Origin of the sequence: Maricaulis sp. (assembly GCF_039978735.1) — a bacterium.
In the GTDB taxonomy this organism is placed as follows: Bacteria; Pseudomonadota; Alphaproteobacteria; order Caulobacterales; family Maricaulaceae; genus Maricaulis.
Genome location: NZ_JBDWAS010000032.1, coordinates 24,326 through 40,011, shown reverse-complemented (window position 1 = coordinate 40,011; position 15,686 = coordinate 24,326). Strand labels below are relative to the sequence as shown.

Annotated in this window: 20 protein-coding genes; 6 read left to right on the top strand and 14 right to left on the bottom strand. The window is 64.4% G+C overall.

Annotated elements, in window-relative coordinates; all coding sequences use genetic code 11:
* Window positions 1-4: 4 nt before the first annotated feature.
* Window positions 5-598 carry a hypothetical protein gene (locus ABJO18_RS08510; protein WP_348508156.1) on the bottom strand — a complete coding sequence of 198 codons (594 nt, stop codon included), beginning with the start codon at window positions 596-598 and terminating at the stop codon, window positions 5-7.
* A gap of 122 nt (window positions 599-720) precedes the next feature.
* Between ABJO18_RS08510 and ispH the strand changes: the two genes are divergently transcribed.
* The 3 genes from ispH to rnhA are packed head-to-tail and all read left to right on the top strand — an operon-like array spanning window position 721 to window position 2,533.
* Window positions 721-1,668 (top strand): 4-hydroxy-3-methylbut-2-enyl diphosphate reductase, encoded by a 948-nt coding sequence (gene ispH / locus ABJO18_RS08505; RefSeq protein WP_348508157.1) that lies wholly within the window; start codon window positions 721-723, stop codon window positions 1,666-1,668.
* Between the two features lie 11 nt (window positions 1,669-1,679).
* Window positions 1,680-2,099 carry a DUF1801 domain-containing protein gene (locus tag ABJO18_RS08500; protein WP_348508158.1) on the top strand — a complete coding sequence of 140 codons (420 nt, stop codon included), beginning with the start codon at window positions 1,680-1,682 and terminating at the stop codon, window positions 2,097-2,099.
* Entirely contained in the window at window positions 2,096-2,533 is a 438-nt protein-coding gene (gene rnhA / locus ABJO18_RS08495; protein ID WP_348508159.1) for a ribonuclease HI, read from the top strand. The genes ABJO18_RS08500 and rnhA overlap by 4 nt, the downstream gene beginning before the upstream one ends.
* Here the strand turns inward: rnhA and ABJO18_RS08490 are convergent.
* From ABJO18_RS08490 to ABJO18_RS08470, 5 genes are all read right to left on the bottom strand, one after another.
* A complete protein-coding gene (locus tag ABJO18_RS08490; protein ID WP_348508160.1) occupies window positions 2,530-5,487 on the bottom strand; it encodes a PAS domain-containing protein in 2,958 nt (985 codons plus the stop codon). The genes rnhA and ABJO18_RS08490 overlap by 4 nt on opposite strands.
* A 220-nt stretch (window positions 5,488-5,707) precedes the next feature.
* On the bottom strand, window positions 5,708-6,055 hold the full coding sequence (locus ABJO18_RS08485) for an energy transducer TonB (protein WP_348508161.1): 348 nt from the start codon (window positions 6,053-6,055) through the stop codon (window positions 5,708-5,710).
* A 108-nt stretch (window positions 6,056-6,163) separates the two neighbouring features.
* A complete protein-coding gene (locus ABJO18_RS08480; RefSeq protein ID WP_348508162.1) occupies window positions 6,164-6,658 on the bottom strand; it encodes an NfeD family protein in 495 nt (164 codons plus the stop codon).
* A 27-nt stretch (window positions 6,659-6,685) separates the two neighbouring features.
* Entirely contained in the window at window positions 6,686-7,630 is a 945-nt protein-coding gene (locus ABJO18_RS08475) for an SPFH domain-containing protein (protein WP_291885174.1), read from the bottom strand.
* A gap of 75 nt (window positions 7,631-7,705) precedes the next feature.
* Entirely contained in the window at window positions 7,706-8,188 is a 483-nt protein-coding gene (locus ABJO18_RS08470; RefSeq protein WP_348515833.1) for a peroxiredoxin, read from the bottom strand.
* A gap of 98 nt (window positions 8,189-8,286) precedes the next feature.
* On the opposite strand from ABJO18_RS08470, the gene ABJO18_RS08465 reads away from it, so the two are divergent.
* From ABJO18_RS08465 to ABJO18_RS08455, 3 genes are read left to right on the top strand one after another with little or no spacing between them, the layout of a single operon-like run.
* Complete coding sequence (locus ABJO18_RS08465; RefSeq protein ID WP_271187336.1) at window positions 8,287-8,874, top strand: YqgE/AlgH family protein; 588 nt, start codon at window positions 8,287-8,289, stop codon at window positions 8,872-8,874.
* 34 nt (window positions 8,875-8,908) lie between these two features.
* Window positions 8,909-9,334 carry a PaaI family thioesterase gene (locus ABJO18_RS08460; RefSeq protein ID WP_348508683.1) on the top strand — a complete coding sequence of 142 codons (426 nt, stop codon included), beginning with the start codon at window positions 8,909-8,911 and terminating at the stop codon, window positions 9,332-9,334.
* A gap of 12 nt (window positions 9,335-9,346) precedes the next feature.
* Entirely contained in the window at window positions 9,347-10,096 is a 750-nt protein-coding gene (locus ABJO18_RS08455; protein WP_348508682.1) for a sulfite exporter TauE/SafE family protein, read from the top strand.
* On the opposite strand, the gene ABJO18_RS08450 is transcribed toward ABJO18_RS08455, so the two are convergent.
* The 8 genes from ABJO18_RS08450 to ABJO18_RS08415 all read right to left on the bottom strand — a co-directional run bounded on the left by ABJO18_RS08450 (window position 10,093) and on the right by ABJO18_RS08415 (window position 15,685).
* A complete protein-coding gene (locus ABJO18_RS08450) occupies window positions 10,093-11,229 on the bottom strand; it encodes an EAL domain-containing protein (protein ID WP_348508681.1) in 1,137 nt (378 codons plus the stop codon). The two genes, ABJO18_RS08455 and ABJO18_RS08450, sit on opposite strands and share 4 nt — an antisense overlap.
* Window positions 11,226-11,804, bottom strand: a complete 579-nt coding sequence (locus tag ABJO18_RS08445; protein WP_271187340.1) for a GNAT family protein — start codon at window positions 11,802-11,804, stop codon at window positions 11,226-11,228. Before ABJO18_RS08445 ends, ABJO18_RS08450 begins: the two co-directional genes overlap by 4 nt.
* 71 nt (window positions 11,805-11,875) lie before the next feature.
* Window positions 11,876-12,547, bottom strand: coding sequence for an SURF1 family protein (locus tag ABJO18_RS08440; RefSeq protein ID WP_348508680.1), 672 nt, complete (start codon window positions 12,545-12,547; stop codon window positions 11,876-11,878).
* Window positions 12,548-12,602: 55 nt separating this feature from the next.
* The gene (locus ABJO18_RS08435) at window positions 12,603-12,896 is read right to left on the bottom strand and encodes a DUF983 domain-containing protein (RefSeq protein ID WP_271187342.1); all 294 of its coding nucleotides are present in this window, start codon (window positions 12,894-12,896) and stop codon (window positions 12,603-12,605) included.
* Window positions 12,897-12,974: 78 nt separating this feature from the next.
* Window positions 12,975-13,856, bottom strand: a complete 882-nt coding sequence (locus tag ABJO18_RS08430; protein WP_348508679.1) for a cytochrome c oxidase subunit 3 — start codon at window positions 13,854-13,856, stop codon at window positions 12,975-12,977.
* Window positions 13,857-13,929: 73 nt separating this feature from the next.
* A complete protein-coding gene (locus tag ABJO18_RS08425; protein ID WP_348508678.1) occupies window positions 13,930-14,493 on the bottom strand; it encodes a cytochrome c oxidase assembly protein in 564 nt (187 codons plus the stop codon).
* Window positions 14,490-14,693 (bottom strand): protoheme IX farnesyltransferase, encoded by a 204-nt coding sequence (locus tag ABJO18_RS08420; protein WP_271187345.1) that lies wholly within the window; start codon window positions 14,691-14,693, stop codon window positions 14,490-14,492. The genes ABJO18_RS08425 and ABJO18_RS08420 overlap by 4 nt, the downstream gene beginning before the upstream one ends.
* The gene (locus ABJO18_RS08415; protein WP_348508677.1) at window positions 14,690-15,685 is read right to left on the bottom strand and encodes a heme o synthase; all 996 of its coding nucleotides are present in this window, start codon (window positions 15,683-15,685) and stop codon (window positions 14,690-14,692) included. The genes ABJO18_RS08420 and ABJO18_RS08415 overlap by 4 nt, the downstream gene beginning before the upstream one ends.
* Window position 15,686: the final 1 nt, after the last annotated feature.

The following is a 15,686-nucleotide window of genomic DNA, read 5'->3' as shown; positions in this document are numbered from 1 at the left end:
GTTTCTAGTCCTGGCCGGCTGCCACGCGGAAACGCTGACCGGAGCGGTTGAAGGCGATCTGTTCCGGGGTCAGCTCGAAGCCGACGATGATCTCGAAGTTCACGCCCGACGTGCCCTCGTCCGCCCGCGGGATGGAGATCGCGTCGATCTCCTCGGTCAGGTAGACCCGATCCTCACCGGCGTCGAATTCGACGCGGATCGGGAAGACTTCCTTGTGGATCACGTCGAGATCGCGGCGGGTGATGGCGACGAAATACTCATAGGTGCGCGCATCACCGCGGGCTGCGGGACCGCGGCCGAAGCCCATGTCGATCTCGAGATTCGCCAGGATCGGACGTTCGCCGTAATAGCTGCACAGCGAGCGCACGGCGAGAATCTCGCCGGTAAAGCCGACATTCTCATAGGCCACTTCGCCGCCTTCAAGCTCGACCAGGCGCTGCGCTTCGTACAGCGACAGGGCCGACGGGCACGGTCCGGCATTCGGCTCCGGCGACGAGAGGGCATCGGACACCGACTGGCAGCCGCTCAGCAGGCCTGCTGTGACAGCGAGGGCGGCGATGGACCGCACATGACTGGAGAACGCCCGAGTGAAATACATTGTGCACTACCTGTCCTGGAAACAGACCCCGCCACTGGATAGCGGCCGGGCACTTTGTTAGGACGGTCATACGATGCACATGCGGCTTCCGCAACGGCATCGCTGAAGGAGATTGCGAGCCGATGAGCGCGCCCCGACCGCCACTCACCCTTCTCTTGACCGCTCCGCGCGGTTTCTGCGCCGGTGTGGACCGGGCGATCCAGATCGTCGAACGCGCCCTCGATCGCTTCGGCGCGCCGGTCTATGTACGCCACGAGATTGTCCACAACCGGCACGTGGTCGAACGGCTGGAAGCCATGGGCGCCGTCTTTGTGGAAGAGCTGGACCAGTGCCCGGACGACCGGCCGGTGGTGTTTTCCGCCCATGGCGTGCCCAAGCGCGTGCCGGCGGAAGCGCAGCGGCGCGAAATGATCTATGTCGACGCCACCTGCCCGCTGGTCTCCAAGGTGCATGTCGAAGCTCAGCGCCACTTCACCAATGGCGACGAGATCGTGCTGATCGGCCATGCCGGCCACCCCGAAGTCGTCGGTACGATGGGACAATTGCCGGACGGCGCCATCACCCTGGTGGAAACCGTCGAGGACGCGCAGACCTTCACACCGCGCGATGCCGCAAAACTCGCCTTCGTCACCCAGACGACGCTGTCGGTGGACGACACCTCGGCGATCGTCGAGGTGCTGCAGGCGCGCTTCCCGCAGATGAAGGCGCCGCACAAGGAAGACATCTGCTACGCCACCACCAACCGCCAGAACGCCGTGAAGGCGGTCGCCTCGCGGTCGGACATCGTCTTCGTGATCGGTGCGCCCAACTCGTCCAACTCCGTTCGCCTCGTCGAGGTCGCCAAACGTGCCGGCGCACCGCGGGCCGAACTGGTTTCCTGTGCGGCCGATGTCGACTGGGACGCTCTGGGCGAGATTGCCAGTGTCGGCATTACGGCCGGCGCTTCGGCGCCCGAGGACCTTGTACAGGGCCTCATCCAGGCATTCCGCGAGCGCTATGACGTGACAGTCGAGCATGTCAGCGTGACCAAGGAAGACGTCGTCTTCAAACTGCCGCGTGCGGTGGCCTGAGGACGCCGGCGATGAGCGAGAACAAGACACAGCCGACCGGCGTTTCACCCGCAGATTTCATCGCCTCGATCGAGCACCCGGTCCGCCGCGCCGATGCGGAGACCCTGCTGGCGATGATGACCCGCATCACGGGACATGAACCGAAGATGTGGGGACCGGCAATCGTCGGCTTCGGGCAGTATCACTATCGCTATGACAGCGGCCGGGAGGGCGATTTCATGCGCACCGGCTTCTCGCCGCGCAAGGCGAACATGGCCGTCTACATCATGCCCGGCTATTCCGATCACAGTGCCATCCTTGCCCGCCTGGGCAAGCACAAGACCGGCAAGTCCTGCCTCAACATCAACAAGCTGGCCGATGTCGATCTGGACGTGCTCGAGGAGCTGATCCGGGCCGGCCTGGCCGACATGGCGGAAAAATATCCCGAATGACCCTGATCGTGATCCATACCGACGGCGCCTGCTCCGGCAATCCGGGGCCCGGCGGCTGGGGCGCGATCCTGGAGTGGAACAACCACCGCAAGGAACTCAAGGGCGGTGAGCGCGACACGACCAATAACCGCATGGAGATGATGGCGGCGATCCAGGCGCTCGAAGCGCTCAAACGTCCCGGACAGACGGTGAAACTGGTCACCGACAGCGTCTATCTGCGCGATGGCATCACCAAGTGGATCCATGGCTGGAAGAAACGCGGCTGGAAGACCGCCGACAAGAAGCCGGTGAAGAATGTCGACCTCTGGCAACGCCTCGACACACTGACGCAGAAGCACGACATCGACTGGCAATGGATCAAAGGTCACGCCGGACATGCGGAGAATGAGCGAGCCGACGAGCTCGCCCGCGAGGGGCTCGCCGAAGCGCGCTAGCCGGCCGCCACCCGGCCGCCGGTCTCATGGCTGTCCCGCTCTGCAGACTCCGGCTTTGCAGACAGGGCCGCATCCAGCACACGGCGCACGCTTTCCAGATCGAGCGGTTTGGACAGATAGTCCGTCGCGCCGATATCGAGATAGCGCTCGCGCGCGCCGGCCGTTGCATCGGCGGTGACGGCGAAAATCGGCAGGTCAGCCCAGCGCTCCCTCGAACCGCGGATCTGGATGATCGTGTCCTCGCCGGACATGACGGGCATCTGGATATCCATCAGCACGGCGTCGTAGGGCGTGTTCGCCAGGGCTTCGATCGCCTCCAGCCCGTCAGCGGCGGTATCGACCTCGTGACCCAGCGAGCGCACCAGGGCGGCGGCGACGACGCGATTGGTCTCGACATCGTCCACCACGAGAATCCGGCCCGGCGCCACCGGCAGCGCCGGCCGCTCCCTGCGTACGTCCTTGTCCTCGACAGCGGCCACTTGCGGCAGCGGCATCTCGAACCAGAAACAGGCGCCCTCGCCCAGGCGGCTGTCGACGCCGATCTCGCCGCCGGCCTGCCGGACGATTTCCCGGCAGATGGTCAGGCCCAGACCGGTGCCGCCATGCTTGCGCGTTACGGATGCATCGACCTGTGCAAACCGGTCGAAGACATGTTCCAGCCGGTCTTGCGGAATACCCGGACCGCTGTCCTCGACTTCGAACCGGATCCGGTCGCCTTCGGCCCGGTGTATCCTGACATCGACGTGTCCGGTCTCGGTGAACTTGACGGCATTGCCGGCAATATTGATCAGCACCTGGCGCAGCCGCGCCTCATCGCCGCCCACAATGGCCGGCACATCGGACGCCATGTCGCAAGCGACCGCCAGGCCTTTCTCGCGCGCCATCGGTTCGACCACACGCAGCGCATCGGCCACCATGTCGTGCAGGTCGAACGGCTCGAAGGCCGTTTCCGCCATACCGGATTCGATCTTGGAGATGTCCAGCACGTCCTCGATCAGGCTGAGCAGGGCCCTGCCGGAGGATTGCAGGGTCTCGACATAGCCCGCCTGCACCCCGTCTAGGTGGGTCATCTTGAGCAATTGCGCCATGCCCAGAACGCCGTTCAGCGGCGTTCGGATCTCGTGGCTCATATTGGCGAGGAACTGCGACTTGGCCGCATTGGCCTGTTCGGCCTCCTTCCGCCGACGGTCCAGTTCGCGGGCCGTGTTCACATCGTCGGTGATGTCGAAATTGGTACCCGAGATGACCCGGCTTCCATCATAGCGGCGGATAATGGACGCGCTCACGCGGACATGACGGACGCTGTCGTCCGGCAGGACAACGCGGTACTCGAAGATGGCCGGCCCGCCGCTTTCGATCGCCTCGTCGACAACGGCCATGACCAGGTGGAAATCATCCGGATGCACACATTCGCGCCACTTCTGGAAGGTCATTTCCTCGTCGAATCCCTCCCGCCCGAAGATGCGGTTGCAGGCCTCATCCCACCAGAAATGCGGCTTGTCGATGCCGAACTCCCAGACGCCGACGGCCGACGCCTCCAGTGCCATGGACAAACGGCTCGACAGGGTCGCCATCTCGGCCTCGCGTGAGCGCCGTTCCGTCACGTCGCGATAGGACCCGATCAGCTTGATCGCACGTCCATCGGCAATCACCGGCTTGCCGACCACCTGCACCCAGATGCGGCGGCCGCCAGCCGTGACCATCGGCACCTCCATGTCCCAGCTGCCCAGATCGCCGATAAATCCGTCAACCGTCGTGCGGACGTCCGCGCGTGCATCTTCCGCGATGAAGGACATGAGATCCTCGCGCGTGATCTCGCGATGCGGCGGCACTTCGAGTATCCGGCGGGTGGTTGCGTCCCATTCCACTGCACCGGTCACAAGATCGACTTCCCAGCTGCCGATCCCGCTCAGCTCGGTGACGGCGGCGAGCCGGGCGCGCGTGCGCTCCTCGACCTCGACAAGGCGCATCTTTTCGGTGATGTCCTCGGCCGAACCGGCCATGCGGATCGCGCATCCGGACATGTCCTGCTCGGCCTGTCCGCGCACATGCAGATGCAGATAGTGTCCGTCAGCGTGCCGGAAACGGTAAGCGATCTCCAGCGGTTCGCAGGTCGTCCAGGCGTTTTGCAAGGCCTTGTGGACCCGTCTCCGGTCATCCGGATGAATCCGTGACAGCAACAACTCCAGACCGTCCCGGGCATAGGTGCCACGGTCCTCGGCACTGGGCGGGCGACCGATAATCTCAAGCAGGCGGTTCGAGGTGAACAGCTCATCGTTGACGAGATCGACTTCCCAGATGCCGGCCGTCATGCCGGCGATGGCCAGGCTGAAGCGGCGCTCGGACTCAGCCAGCCGCTGCAGAACATTGTCCCGATCGCGGGAGGTGCGGCGTGCATAGATGATGTCGCCGATGGTCTGCAGCAGCGGTGAAATATCCTTCAACGCCGCATCCGTATATCCATCCGGCCGGTTGGCCAGACCCAGAAGGGCAACGAACTCGCCGTGCGAGTGAAGCGGAATGCCGGCATAGGCGTTGAGCGGCGGATGCCCGGGCGGCAATCCGCCTGCTGCAGCATGTTCCACCGGCGTGTTGGCGATGACCCGGTCGCCGGTCTTCAGGCTATAGCCGAACAGGGTGTCGAGATTGCGGAATTCCAGACCGTTTGCCGCATTCGTCTCGTAGAGCTCGCGGGTCTGGGCATTCCAGGAGATATCGGTGATCGCCCAGGTCTTGAGATAGGGCCGGCCGGCGTCCTGCAGCACTTCACCGATAAAGCCGTACGCGCTCTTGGTCAGGCGCAGCACCGTCTCCAGCAGATCGTCGAACGCTTCGCGCTCGGCGCCCTCGCCGGAAATGAATACACTCTGCACACGCGCGATCGCGGCGAGGACTTCATTGGCCGTCGCGATATCGGCGTTTTCGAGTGCTGGTGTGCTGTGACGATCAGCCAATCCTACCCCCGGACAAGCGGGCGGCCTGTCATTGCGCGCCCGATTTTCCACGAGTCTAGGATCTGCGCGTTACGATGGATTTAAAAACGGACGTTGTGCACTTGCGTTTGAATACGAATATTCGCTGCGTCGCAACAAATACTTCGAACCGCAAAGACAAAGGGCCGCGGCAGTGATGCCGCGGCCCCCGGCCGGCTTTGCCGTCCCCCGAAGACGGAGACTAGTTGCTCAGACGGAATTCCAGCTCGTAGGAATGACCGTCGGTCTGGGCCGCGGCCGGCGCAAAGCGCCAGGCTTCGATGGCCGAAAGGGCCGCACGATCGAACACGCCCGCCGGCGTGGCTTCGGCGATCTCGGCATTGACCACTTCACCGGTCGGAGCGACCGAATAGGTCACGCGCACCGAGCCTTCGATACCGCGGCGTTCTGCGCCACGCGGATATTCCGGGGCAACACGCTCAATGGCTTCGCGCTCCGGCGCGTCAGCAGCGGCGGCGGCGCCAGTCAGCGCGACCGGGGCGGCGATCATGGAAAGGCACAGGCAGGCGGAGAGGATGTTCTTGTTCATGGTGTTTGTTCACTCAGCGAGGTTAGGTGCGTTTGCGAGCGAACGTTTAAGGCCTGTGTCTTGCTACCTCGCTTCCGGAATTCCTAAATTTTGATCCAACCCGGAACTTTATGCAGTGGCCTGTGCGTCGGTCGCAGTGGCGGCCGGTGCAATTGTCAGGATGACGCCGCGAACCTCGGTCACGAACCAGTGCGCGCCGGTCTCCGGATCGGATCCGTCCGCCGTCTGGGCGGACCATTCCGTATCGCCATAGCGCACGCGGCCCTGGCCGGCAGAGAACGCGCCGACCACGGTCACCCGCTGTCCGACCATGCGGCCGGACCGGTCGTTGAGACCGCTGTCCGATCCCGACTTCAGCGCCGGACGGACCCAGCGGTCGCCGGCCCAGAGGAGCGGCAGGGTCAGCACGATGAACACACCCAGCTGGATCGGCCAGCTGATACCGAAGGCTTCCATCGCGACAAAACCGGTCAGGAAAGCCGCGGCCGCCGGCCACAGAAGGTAGGTGGTGCCGGTGAGCAGTTCGGCGATCAGGATGACGCCGGCAATCGCCCACCAGGCCCACATATTCATGCGGTCGAAGACTGAAAAGAGGATATCCATCGGCAAAACCTCCTATCGCCTGTCTGCTCAGCCCTGACCCTTGCGGGTCGCTTCGCTGATGGCGTCGTGCGCCGCCTTGCCCAGCTCGCCCACACCGGTGATCGTACCGATGATGTTGGAGAACTCGGCCGGGATGATGACGGTGCGCTGCTGTTCGCTGGTCGCCAGCTTGCCGAAGGCCTCGACGTATTTCTGGCCCAGGAAGTAATTGATGGCGGACACATCGCCCTTGGCGATGGCGTCCGAGACGAGCTGGGTCGCCTTGGCTTCGGCTTCGGCTTCACGCTCGCGGGCCTCGGCGTCCAGGAAGGCACTTTCCTTGCGGCCCTCGGCCTCGCGGATGGCCGCTTCCTTCTCGCCCTCGGCGCGCAGGATGGCCGATTGCTTGGCGCCTTCCGCCTCGAGGATCTCGGCACGCTTCAGGCGTTCCGCCTTCATCTGGCGCGCCATGGCCTCGGTGATGTCGACCGGCGGGGACAGGTCGCGGATCTCGATCCGGGTGACCTTCACGCCCCAGGGATTGGTGGCGGCATCGATCACGCCCAGCAGGCGCGCATTGATCTCGTCGCGCTTGGACAGGGTCTCGTCCAGATCCATGGCGCCGATCACGGTCCGCACATTGGTCAGGGCCAGATTGATGATGGCGAATTCCAGATTGTCGACCTCATAGGCCGCGCGCGGCGCGTCGAGCACCTGGATGAAGACGACCGCATCGACGGACACCGTCGCATTATCGCGGGTGATCACATCCTGGTTGGGCACGTCCAGCACGCGCTCGCGCATATTCATCTTGTAGCCGATGGAATCGATGAAGGGCACAAGGAAGTGGAGGCCCGGCTTCAGGGTCCGCGTGAACCGTCCAAAGCGCTCAACCGTGAATTCCCGCCCCTGCGGCACCGTCTTGATCACCGAAGCGATGATGAACAGCGCCAGAAGGAAGAAAACGCCAATACCGATCAGACCGAAATCCATGCGGAACCCCTTTCTTGTTTGTCTTGCCGGCGGCCGGGCGGCGCCATGCCGCCCGCGCCGGTCCAGGGCAGATCCCTAGAGCTGACCGAGAATATGGTCAGCGGATGACACCTTGAACTCGCCGGGTGCCTCGACGTTCAGTTCGGACACGACGCCGTCCTTCACGATCATGGAGAAGCGCTGCGAGCGCGTGCCCATGCCGAAGCCGGATCCGTCCATTTCCAGGCCGGCAGCCTTGGCAAACTCGCCATTGCCGTCGGCCAGCATCACTACGTCTTCGCCGGCATTCTGGGACTTGCCCCAGGCGTCCATGACGAACACGTCGTTCACCGACACGCAGGCGATCGTATCGACGCCCTTCGCCTTGATCTCGGACGCTTTTTCGACGAAGCCCGGCAGGTGCTTGGCCGAGCAGGTCGGCGTGAAGGCGCCCGGCACTGCGAACAGCGCCACGGTCTTGCCCGCGAACACATCGTCCGTCGACAGCTTCGTCGGTCCGTCCGCCGTCATCGTCATGAAGCTGGCTTCGGGAAGGCGATCTCCGACCGAAAGGGTCATGTCAGTTCTCCTGTGAGTTAGTATTCATGCAAACACGCACGGCAAGATAGCGGGAACCTGGCTGGACGCATCCCCTCTTTGCGGCGAACATGGCAACCATGGACCGTGCGACCGACACAGATGTGGACGAGAGTTTCCTCAACGGCAAGCTTCTCGTCGCCACGCCGAGCATCGGCGATCCGCGCTTCGACCGCGCCGTGATCCTGATGTGCGATCATGCCGCCGATCACGCGATGGGGATTGTCATCAACAAGCCCGTCGAGGGCCTGCGCATGCCGGAACTGTTCCAGCAGCTCGACATCGCGGGCGGCAAGGGCGCGCCCGACCGGCCGGTCCTGCTGGGCGGTCCGGTCGACCGGGATCGCGGGTTTGTCCTGCACTCGACCGACTTCCACGCCGAGGAGTCCACCCTGCCCGTCTGCGACGGCATCCTGCTGACCGCCACGCGCGACGTGCTTGAAGCCATCGCGTCCGACCATCCGCCGCGGCGCAGCCTGATGGCGCTGGGCTATGCCGGCTGGGGCGCCGGCCAGCTGGAGAACGAACTGGCCGCCAATGCCTGGCTGGTCACCGATCCGGACGAGGGCCTGATCTTCGACACCGAGGATGCCGGGAAATGGGAGGCCGCTCTTGACCTGATCGGCGTAACGCCCGAACACCTCTCGATGATATCCGGCCACGCCTGAGCCACTAGACCTCCCCGCAACGAAAAGACCGAACATGAATGCGCACACCGTTGAAAGCGGCGAATTCGCCGGCTGGCACTATTGGCCGACCGATCCTTTCGAACAGGCTGCCGGCCCCTTCTTCTATCGCCATGTCGATGGCGAGGCGGTCTGTGCCTTCCGCGTCCAGAAGAAGCAGCTGAACGGCATGGGGATCATTCATGGCGGTTGTTTGATGAGCTTCGCCGACTTCGCCCTGTTCGGCATCGCGCACGAGGAAATGGGGCCGTCGGGCTATGGTGTGACCGTTGCCTTCACCTCCGAATTCCTCGGCGGCGCCCGCGAAGGTGACTATATGGAAGCGCGCGGCGAAGTGCTGCGGGCCGGCGGCTCGCTGATCTTCGTGCGCGGGGTGGTCACGGCCGAGGGCAAACCCTGCCTGAACTTCTCCGGCACGATCAAGCGGCTGCGCGAACGTTAGGCCGCCGGCGCCGTGCCCGATCTCCTGATCCTTATCGCCGCTGCCTTCGCCGCAGGTGTGCTGAACACGCTGGCCGGCGGCGGCACCTTCCTCACCTTCCCCGCACTGGTGCTCACCGGCATGCCGCCCGTGGCCGCCAATGCAACCAGCGCAGTCGCCGTACTGCCGGGCTATGCCGGTGGCATGGCGGGCTATCGCCGCGAACTCGGCACCCTGCCCAGCGCGCAATTGCTGCATCAGGCCGGCACGGCGCTGGCCGGGGGGCTCGCCGGAGCAGGCCTCCTGCTGGTCACACCCGACACGGCCTTCACGCGCATCGTCCCGGCCCTGATGCTGGTCGCCACCCTGGCCTTTGCCTTCGGCGAAAGCCTGCGGACCCGCCTCGCAGGAACGAATACAACCGGCCCGCTCGCGAATACGGCCGGGCTGTTTCTCGTCTGTGTCTATGGCGGCTATTTCAATGGCGGGCTGGGCATCATGCTGCTGGCGCTGTTTGCGCTGCAGGGCATGACCAGGCTGCACACGATGAACGGGCTGAAGACCGCCGTCTCGCTGATCGTCTCGGCGATCTCGGTTACCGCCTTTGCACTGGCCGGCCTGGTCGCCTGGACACCGGCGCTGGCGATGATGGCCGCAGCAACCGCCGGCGGCTATCTCGGCGCGCCGCTGGCGCGGGCCCTGCCTGACAGGGTGGTGCGCGGAGCGATCATCGCGACCGGCGCCATAATGACGGCAATCTTCGCACTGCGCGCCCTGGGCTAGATACCCGGCGCTGCAAACCGTCCGGCGATACCATCAGCAACGGCTTCCGCCGCCGCATCCGGAGACAGGGCACCGGCATAGCGATAGCCCTGCACGAACTGGCAGCCCATCTCGCGCAGGCGATCCGCCGCCTCGGTGCTCTCGACGCCCTCGGCCACGACTTTCATGCCGAAATGCGTCGCCAGCTGGATCACCGATTTCACGACCGTTCCCGCGCTTTCGTCGGCGGTCATGGCGCGGATGAAGTAGCGGTCGATCTTGACGACATCGAAGGGCAGCATATCGAGCCGCGCGAGCGAGGAATAGCCGGTGCCGAAATCGTCCAGCGCGAGGGCAATCCCCGCCTCGGACAAACGCTTCATCGCGCCCGCAGCCTGTTCCGGATCGCGCATGATCTCGGTTTCCGCGATTTCCAGCTTGAAGGCCCCGTCGGGCAGCTTCGCCTCCTTCACCGTCGCAATCAGGCGGTCGCAGAAAACCGGGTCGACGAGTTCGGAAACTGTTGCATTGGCGGCGACGAAAAGGGTGCCGGATGTCACATGAGCGGTGCGCCAGGACGACAGGTCTGCGACAGCACTGCTGCGCACCTGATCGGAAATGCGCTCGAGCAGGTCGAGATCCTGGGCCATGTCGAGAAAATCATCCGGGGCCAGCACGCCCAGCCCGGGACGGTCCCAGCGCGCCAGCGCCTCGAAGCCCGCCAGCCGGCCCGTCGAAAGATCGATCACCGGCTGGTACCAGGCCAGCACTTCCCCGTTCTCGACACCGTTGGCGAGCGCATGTTCCTCGCTGATCCGACCGGCACCGTCAGCAGTGCTGCCGGCCGGTGTCATTAGCCCCTCAACCCGCCCCTCGCCATTGCTGCGGCCCAGCAGGCGCACATAGGCGAGCCGCCCCTTGTCGCCGATCAGCCGCAGACGGATATCGATGTGCTCACGTTCCAGCGCAGCGGTCAGGCGCGACTGGTCGGCGGGACCGAGGCGATCGAGAAAGCCGGTCCAGTCCAGCTCCGCCGCATCGAGGCCAAAGCGGGCGAAGTCGCCAGTAAAATGCACCCGGCCAGCAGCCGTATCGCAAGCGAAGGCGACCGCACCGGCCGCTCGTGCACCGGCCTCGAAGTCGGTTCCCGTCATGACCGCGGATCGGTCGAGAGGATGGCGTAGCGCTCATGGTCGCGCCATTCCCCGGCGATATTCAGATAGGCGCGGGCGAGCCCTTCATGGGTAAAGCCGACAGCCTCGAGAAGCGTGCGGGACGCCGTGTTCGCCGGCTGACAGGCGGCCTCGATCCGGTGCAGGCGCAACTCGTCGAAGGCAAAGGCCAGAACACGGCGCACGGCGGCCCGGGTATGGCCCTGGCGCACATAGGGGCTGCCGATCCAGTAGCCGATATCCGCACTCTGCAGGACGCCGCGGCGGACATTGTTCAGGTTGCAGGCGCCCAGCAGAACATTGTCGCGGGCACGCATCACAAAGAAGGGATAGCCGGTTCCGGCATTGCGGTCGGCGTCATAGCGCTCGATACGGCGGCGGAAAGCGCCCTTGGACAGCTCGTCCTGGGTCCAGGCGGGTTCCCAAGGCTCGGTGTGCGCGCGGCTGGCGCTGCGCAGGCGGGCCCAGGCTTCATAATCCTCCAGCTGCGGCATGCGCAGCCGGATACCTTCACCGATCAGCGGGTCGTCCCACGGGGTTTCGCGCCAAACTGCCACCAGTCCATTCTCCCGTCCGGGCGGCTTGTTATCCGCCTTCTCTCTACATCATTCGACCGGCGTGCGCCGCATCAAAGACGCAGCCGGCCACGCGCGACGTGGAAAGCTGCGTAGACACCGACCAGCGCAAGCGCCAGCCCGTACCAAGTCAGCGCATATCCCAGATGCCGCGGAGGCGGCGTCTGGGCGAGGCTTTGCGGCAGGCCGAGATCGGCCCGTGCCCACACCGGGGCAATGCGCGCCGGATCGGCGCCGAGTGCCGCGGCCATGGCGTCAACATCGAAACGATACCACTGATTGGTATCCGGATCGTTGCGTCCGCTGAAAACGCCGGCCGCCGGAAGGGGTTCGATACGCCATTGCGAGACCGGCGTGCGATCGCCGCGGATCAGGGTTTCAAACCCGGTTTCCACGAAGACCAGCCGGTCCGGCTCTCCGGGCTGGCAGGCCGGCACGGCCATCAGACCGACGCGGGCCCAGCCCGGCGCGTCGCGCAGCGTGTAGACCCTGAGGGTTTCCCCCGTCAGCGGCGCGGGGCCGGTGACACTCGGCCCGAAGTCGCCTTCGAAGCCGTTGCACAGCGCGGCCTGGAAGCTCACCACCTCGCCACGCGCCTCGAAGGCATCGATCCGGTCGGCCTTCCAGGACATGCGCTGCATCTGCCAGGTGCCCAAGGTGAGCAGCAGAGCCAGCGCCGGCAGGCTGAACAGGGTGAGTAGCGGCAGCGGTCGGAAGTGCGGCATGGGATGCCCGGTCCCTCCGGGAGGCTTGGAAATCTGCGCTCGGAAGGCAGCCCGTCTAGTCGTCGAGCCGGGCTTCCTGGGCGTCGTGTTCGAACTGCAGCGCGAAGAGCAACCCCTTGATCGGCCGCAGCAGCAGAATCGAAACGACGGGGATGAAGGGGATCTGGAAGATGAGGTGCACCCACCAGGGCGGTGAGAAAGCGACCTCGACCAGCAGGTAGAGAATGACGGCAAGAAAGCCGACAATGAACATCACAAAGACGGATGCCCCGTCGCCCACATCAGCCTTGTCGAAGTCCGCGCCGCACACATCACAGCGCGGCGCGATCTTCAGGAGGCCATCGAACATGGCCCCCTCCCCGCACTTCGGACAGTGTCCTGAGACGCCGGCCTGGAACGGGGAGGGCTTGGTCATGCTATACGGACCTTAGCCGAAGACGACGTAGACGAAGGCGAACAGGAAGAGCCAGACAACGTCAACGAAGTGCCAGTACCAGGCGGCGGCTTCGAGACCGAAGTGTTTCTCCGGCGTGAAGTGGCCGGCCAGCAGGCGGAACAGGCAGACCGCCAGGAAGATCGTCCCGATGACCACGTGTGCGCCGTGGAAGCCCGTCGCCATGAAGAAGGCCGAACCGTAGAGGTTGCCGCCATCGGCGATCGAGAAGGCGAAGTGCGCTTCCATGTATTCGACGACCTGCAGCGACGTGAAGCACACACCGAGAATGACCGTGAAGATCAGGCCCAGCGTGGCGCCCTTGCGGTCGCCATGCTGCAGGGCGTGGTGCGCCCAGGTGACCGTGGTGCCCGAGAGCAGCAGGATCAGCGTGTTCATCAACGGGATATGCCACGGGTTGAACGTCTCGACGCCGACCGGCGGCCAAGTGCCGAGGCCCTGGAAGTCAGCGGCCATTGTAGCGGCATCCCAGCCGGCACGGACTTCATGGAAGATGGCGTATTCGAAGAAGATCCAGAACCACGCGACGAAGAACATCACTTCGGAGGCGATGAACATGATCATGCCGTAGCGCAGATGCAGGTCGACGACCGGCGTATGGTCACCGCGGCGCGATTCCTTGATCACATCGCCCCACCAGCCGATCATCGTGTAGATGACCACGGCGAAGCCGAGCAGCAGGCCGCCCCAGGAACCGTCGCCATACATGAAGGCCAGCGGGTGATCCGCGCCGACCAGGCCCTTCATATTGCCAACCGCACCCACGGCCAGCAGGAAGGCACCGAGCGAGCCCACAAACGGCCACGGGCTCGGATCAACCAGGTGATAGTCGTGCTTTGCGGCATGCCCAGCCATCGCGAATCTCCTGCGATTTCAAATCAGCCCCTTGATGCGCCCTGATTACAGGGCGGGGCGTCAAGGTTCAATGCTAAGGCGCGGCGTCGGACGAGGCCGCATCCCCCTCGGTTTCAAAAAACGTATAGGACAGGGTGAGTGTCGTGATGTCGTCCAGTCGGCTTTCCTCGTCGAGCAGCGGATCGACAAAGAACAGCACCGGCATTTCGACGCTTTCACCCGGTTCCAGGGTCTGTTCGGTGAAGCAGAAACATTCCAGCTTCGAGAAATAGGACGCAGCCTTGAAGGGCGCGACATTGTAGGTCGCCACACCGGTGATCGGGTGGTCAGACGTGTTGGTGGCGGTGTAATAGGCCAGCGCCGTCTCGCCGATCCGCACCGTCATCGAACGCTGCACGGGATGGAATTCCCAGGGCAGGTCGCGGCTGATATTGGCGTCGAACAGCACGGTCACTTCACGATCGAGGATCGCACCGGCCTCGCCCATGGCGACCGTTGTGGTGCCGCCATAACCGGTAACCTTGCAAAACAGGTTGTAGAGCGGAACGGCGGCAAAGGCCGCGCCGACCATCACAACCGCCGTGGTGCCGGCCATCAGCGCGACGCGCGTGTTCGGGTTCTGCCACAGGCGCTTCATCCGGCTGCTCCCGCAATATTCTGGCTCAGACGCACAACCGTGATCAGGAAGACCGCGACCATGAAGGCAACCAGCCCCCAGGCAATGTAGACATTGCGGCGCTTGCGGGCCTTTTCCTGTTCCGGCGTCAGACGGACATGCTCGCCCGTGGCCTGGCCTTCACGATGGTGGAAACCGAAATTGTCGTCGCGATCGCTCATCCCGTCACTCCCGGAACAGCGAAATAGGCGCCCAGCCCGTGTTCGGCAATCAGCGCTGCGAACAGCGCGGCCAAATAGCCAATCGAATAGGCGAAGAGGTCACGCGCAGCCTTGTCGCCGGCGCGGACGGCATAGAGCTCACCCTCTTCGGCCGAGCCTGCCTCACCGGCCCGCGACGCGAAGACGCGCCAGGCCAGCAGCATGAACAGCGCGCCGCCGCCCAGCGAGGTCGCGGCATAGACCAGACCGCCCAGCCCCGTGAGAACGGGCGCACCGGCGAACACGACCATGACGATCGAATAGAGCAGGATCTGCAGCCGGGTCGATTTGGGACCCTTGGCCACCGGCATCATCGGCACACCGGCCGCGGCATAGTCGCCGGACTTGTAGAGTGCCAGCGCCCAGGAGTGCGGCGGCGTCCACAGGAAGATGATCATGAACAGGATAACAGCATCGAGCGAGACCTCGCCCGTCGCGGCAACCCAGCCGATCATGGGCGGGAAGGCACCGGCAGCCCCGCCGATCACGATATTCTGCGGCGTCGAGCGCTTCAGGATCATCGTGTAGATGACCGAATAGAAGAATATGGAGAAGGCCAGCAGGCCTGCTGCGAGATAATTGCTCGACAGCGCCATCAGCAGAACCGACAGCACGGCCGCCACCACGCCGAAACCGTAGGCATTCGACACCGACACCGCGCCACGCGGCACGGGCCGCTTGCGGGTGCGCTTCATCGTGGCGTCGATATCCGCGTCATAGGCCATGTTGAGCGCACCGGCAGCGCCGGCGCCCATGGCCACGCACAGGATCGACATGAAGGCCAGGAACGGGTCCATGTCGACCGGGGCCGCGACCAGACCGGAGAAGGCGGTGAAGACGACCAACGTCATCACTCGCGGCTTCATCAGGTCGAAAAAGTCGCGGGGCGAGGCTGTCGAAACAGCCCCGCCCTCTGCGTGCGTAACGCCGGTTTGGGTAAGCGTGTCCAACATG

Bases quoted from the DNA above. Each gene is read 5' to 3' on its own strand.
- ABJO18_RS08475 (WP_291885174.1), bottom strand. From the start codon at position 7,630: ATGGATTTCGGTCTGATCGGTATTGGCGTTTTCTTCCTTCTGGCGCTG.
- ABJO18_RS08500 (WP_348508158.1), top strand. From the start codon at position 1,680: ATGAGCGAGAACAAGACACAGCCGACCGGCGTTTCACCCGCAGATTTC.
- ABJO18_RS08460 (WP_348508683.1), top strand. From the start codon at position 8,909: ATGAATGCGCACACCGTTGAAAGCGGCGAATTCGCCGGCTGGCACTAT.
- ABJO18_RS08435 (WP_271187342.1), bottom strand. From the start codon at position 12,896: ATGTTCGATGGCCTCCTGAAGATCGCGCCGCGCTGTGATGTGTGCGGC.
- ABJO18_RS08510 (WP_348508156.1), bottom strand. From the start codon at position 598: ATGTATTTCACTCGGGCGTTCTCCAGTCATGTGCGGTCCATCGCCGCC.
- ispH (WP_348508157.1), top strand. From the start codon at position 721: ATGAGCGCGCCCCGACCGCCACTCACCCTTCTCTTGACCGCTCCGCGC.
- ABJO18_RS08470 (WP_348515833.1), bottom strand. From the start codon at position 8,188: ATGACCCTTTCGGTCGGAGATCGCCTTCCCGAAGCCAGCTTCATGACG.
- ABJO18_RS08465 (WP_271187336.1), top strand. From the start codon at position 8,287: ATGGACCGTGCGACCGACACAGATGTGGACGAGAGTTTCCTCAACGGC.
- ABJO18_RS08450 (WP_348508681.1), bottom strand. From the start codon at position 11,229: ATGACGGGAACCGACTTCGAGGCCGGTGCACGAGCGGCCGGTGCGGTC.
- ABJO18_RS08480 (WP_348508162.1), bottom strand. From the start codon at position 6,658: ATGGATATCCTCTTTTCAGTCTTCGACCGCATGAATATGTGGGCCTGG.
- ABJO18_RS08420 (WP_271187345.1), bottom strand. From the start codon at position 14,693: ATGAGCGATCGCGACGACAATTTCGGTTTCCACCATCGTGAAGGCCAG.
- ABJO18_RS08430 (WP_348508679.1), bottom strand. From the start codon at position 13,856: ATGGCTGGGCATGCCGCAAAGCACGACTATCACCTGGTTGATCCGAGC.
- ABJO18_RS08415 (WP_348508677.1), bottom strand. From the start codon at position 15,685: ATGTTGGACACGCTTACCCAAACCGGCGTTACGCACGCAGAGGGCGGG.
- ABJO18_RS08440 (WP_348508680.1), bottom strand. From the start codon at position 12,547: ATGCCGCACTTCCGACCGCTGCCGCTACTCACCCTGTTCAGCCTGCCG.
- ABJO18_RS08425 (WP_348508678.1), bottom strand. From the start codon at position 14,493: ATGAAGCGCCTGTGGCAGAACCCGAACACGCGCGTCGCGCTGATGGCC.
- ABJO18_RS08485 (WP_348508161.1), bottom strand. From the start codon at position 6,055: ATGAACAAGAACATCCTCTCCGCCTGCCTGTGCCTTTCCATGATCGCC.
- rnhA (WP_348508159.1), top strand. From the start codon at position 2,096: ATGACCCTGATCGTGATCCATACCGACGGCGCCTGCTCCGGCAATCCG.